Annotated in this window: 3 protein-coding genes and 1 pseudogene; all 4 read right to left on the minus strand. The window is 62.6% G+C overall.

From position 1 onward, the window contains the following. Nucleotides 1-215 (minus strand): annotated as a pseudogene (locus EPO09_RS03510) (histone); the annotation flags it as partial. Nucleotides 216-268: 53 nt separating this feature from the next. Then, nucleotides 269-1195: a DUF2145 domain-containing protein gene (locus tag EPO09_RS03515; protein ID WP_290640194.1), complete on the minus strand. Its 927-nt coding sequence runs from the start codon at nucleotides 1193-1195 to the stop codon at nucleotides 269-271. A 34-nt stretch (nucleotides 1196-1229) separates the two neighbouring features. Continuing rightward, nucleotides 1230-1700 (minus strand): hypothetical protein, encoded by a 471-nt coding sequence (locus tag EPO09_RS03520; protein WP_290640196.1) that lies wholly within the window; start codon nucleotides 1698-1700, stop codon nucleotides 1230-1232. 34 nt (nucleotides 1701-1734) lie between these two features. Then, nucleotides 1735-3314, minus strand: a 1580-nt coding sequence (locus EPO09_RS03525; RefSeq protein WP_290640198.1) for a hypothetical protein, incomplete at its 5' end; no start/stop codon positions are given.

Here is a 3314-nt window from a genome sequence, read left to right on the forward strand (position 1 = left end):
ACCAGCTTGACCTTGAGCTTCACGGGCTTGGCCACTTTGGCCGGTGCCGCCTTCACGACGGGTTTGGCTTCCAGCTTGGGCGCGGGCTTCTCGGCTGGCTTGCGCACCACCGCCACCTTCTTGGCAGCAGGGGCCTTCTTGCTGGCTACCGTGGCGGCGGTTTTTGGGGGTGCAGCCGTTTTGGTGGCGGCTTTCTTGGCAGGGGTCGTGGCCATGTTCAATCTCCGGTATAAATGATTTATACGATTTATACCAAATATCGAACCACTTAGTCCAGATCGATGACGGTATCCCCTGCTGACGGCAGGCATCCTTCAGGGATCTGGGACCATCCTCGGTGAACGACCACGCGCTGTTCGACATGACAGAACTCAATGCGCTGCGCCTGAGGAATCTCTCGCTGTACAAAGGCTTCGATGGCCGCCGGCATGCTGATGCGGAACTGCTTTTGCGCCAGATCATGCACCGGGTGATCGTCTGTATGCACGAATGGCACGAAAGGCACGGCCCACATCAACCAGGCGCTGCCGACATCCACCACACTGGGTTCATAAGCCTGAGCCTGCAACCAGTCCTGGGCGGCACGGCGTTCGTCCAGCCCATCGGCACCTGACACGCCGCCCCAGGCAGCCGCCAGCAACTCCATCACCCACTGGTTGCAGTTCTGGTAGCGCACATCAAAAGCATAGGCATTGGCGCTGTACTGGCTGCCCAGCACCCGCAAGGCCTGGCGCTTGTCCAGCGCCGCCTGCTCCAGCGGCCTCGCCTGCTCGTCGGGCAGGAGCACGACGGACAAGTAGCCGATGGCAGGGTTGTCCGTGCCCAGCAAAAAACCGGAGATGCCCTGGTCATACACACGGGGCTTGCCTTCGTCGCAAGCGTAGTAGAGCTGCCTCACCGACCAGGGCGCGTTCTCGCTGCGCGCCAGGGCAATACCGGCATGCGAATAGCGGATGCCAAAGCGCCCCAGGTCCAGCCCTGATCGCGCCACCAGCGCCACGCTGTGTCCGGATTGATCAAGCGAGCGCTTGATGATGTCGGCAAAGCGGTAGAGCGTGTCTTGCTGAGCCGCGCTGAGCCTGGCCTGCCTGTCACAGAGGTGGAAGTCGCCAGCACGCGCTTCACATGTCAAGGCCAGACCGGCAGCCGCAGCCAAGGCAGTCGCGGCCAGGCGATGCACGCTACGCCTCAACACGGTCGCTCAACACAGTGCCGCCATCAGCACACCATCACAGAACAACAGGGCGGCTGGCCAGCTCGCGGTACCACTGGTCTTCCATCACCAGGAAAAAGGGTTGGCGAGGCTCGCCTGCGGCAAAGGCCACCCCGAAGGGCCGTGTTTGCGCCGTCACGATGCTGCCTTCACGCACCTGGCCCTTGTCCACGGCCTTTTGAGGCAGCAGCAGGTAGAACTCGTCATGGGCACCTTGATCAGCTGTGGCCTGCAGCTTGAGGCGGGTCATGCCGGGCTGGTCATCCAGGGCGGCCATCTCCACCACCCTGTAGTCGCCGGCAGCGGTCTTGTCGTCCTTGGTCGAGCTCTGGCTGGACTTCTTGATCGAGGTGGACACGCTGCCCACAGCCGTGCTGATGCTGTCGGAGATGGAGCCGGAGATGGTGGTGTCAGCCTGGGCGGGCAGCACCAGGGACAGGCCGCCGAGCACGGCCAGCGTCAACAAGGGCTTACGGATGAGGTTCATAGGTGCTCCAACGTTGCAATGCAGTTCGGGCGAATCAGGACGATTTGACCTGGATCTGTTGAAGCTCACGCTTGATGGCTTCGGGATCGCGCAAAGGGCAGTCGTCGTCGTGTTCGGTGTAGTTGCGAATGATATTGACCAATTTGGGCACCGGCGGGACCATACCGCGCTTGATGTGCACGAAACTCTGTGTAAAGAACCACTCGCGTGCAGATCCCACCTCATCGAGCTTGCTCAACTCGTCGTCGGCACGACGCTGGTCATAAGGCAAAACCGGCAAGGGCTGCATGCGCTGTATGGCCTGCGTCTTGCTGATCAGCTCGCTGCGATAAGCACACCAGGACATCAACAGGTTTTCCCGGCCGCGCGGCTGGGTGCCCAGCATGGCGGTGGGATAGCGATAAGCCTGCGTGGACACGATGGACGACATCAAGGCCATGTAGGTACCGAAGTGCTTGTCCAGCGGCGCACGTGCAGCCAGATAGGGATCGGTGCGGTTCTTGAGTGCCGGCACCAGCTTCTCCACCTGCCGGGCTGCGTCGTTAGCCACGTCGAAGTTCTCCAGCAGATCGGCACGCAACCAGGCGGCCACGGCCAGCTGGGTGCGCGCATCCTGATCCAGGCTGTTGTCTTGCGAGAGCTTGACCATGTCGGCCACGGGCAGGCGGCGGTTGAACAGTTCATCGCCCTCCGGGCCCATGGTTTCAACGCCGTTATAGCGATTGCGGCGTTTGAGGTAGGGCAGCATCTCCTTGATGGAACGGCTCATCAGCACGCGCTGTTGTCGAAACAGGTTGAGGCTGCTGTGCTGGCGCACCATCTCGGTAACAGGAATGTTGTCGTAGAAGGATCTGGCCTCCTCCACACGGCCCGCCGCCCGCATGGCGCGGATGGCGTGGTACTGCAGGGTCAGGTAGCCCGTCTCGCCGGGCGCTGAACCCAATGCGGCGGCAATGGCCTCTTCATTGGCCGGGGTGACGCGCGGCGCCGTCATCACGGTGGCCACCAGCCAGGTGCGATCGTTCGTCTTCTTCCAGGTGCTCAACGCGTGCTCGTGCTCCTGCTCGCAATGGCCCAGGTAGTTGGGTGACTGCGGGTTGTCCGTGCAGCCCTGGATGGTGCGGATCCAGTCGAAAAAGATCCAGCGTTCGCGCAAGAGACTCACGTCTACGGCCTTGGCGGGCGGGCGGTCCAGTTGCCGGTCTCCCAGCAGCCCCCAGTTGGTCAGGTTCTCGTCGGCATAGGGGTTGCGGCGCAGATCGGCCAGCAAATTGGTCAGGACGATGTAAGCCCGGTTGGGATCCAGCTCCCTGAGTGCATACCGCAGCAGGCCCCGCACGCCGCTGTGCGCCTCGGCCAAGTCCGGGTTCTTCAAGATGAGATCGGCCTTGCCGTCCAGGCTCTTGAGCATGGCCAGAATGCCCTCCGTGTAGCTCCTGGCCGCGTTGGTCAGGGCCGTCGTGCGCGCTTGCTCGGACGCAGCGCTCGGCATGGCGTTGTAGATCTTGCGTGCCGTGTCCTGCCACTCCAGGCTCAGAGAGGCCGGCCGCACCATGGCGCGCAAGCTGGCCAGCGCGGCCCAGGCCCGCAGGGGGTGATCCTTCTGCTGGGCAA

Source organism: Aquabacterium sp. (genome assembly GCF_004297345.1).
GTDB lineage: Bacteria > Pseudomonadota > Gammaproteobacteria > Burkholderiales > Burkholderiaceae_C > Aquabacterium.

Bases quoted from the DNA above. Each gene is read 5' to 3' on its own strand.
- EPO09_RS03520 (WP_290640196.1), bottom strand. From the start codon at position 1,700: ATGAACCTCATCCGTAAGCCCTTGTTGACGCTGGCCGTGCTCGGCGGC.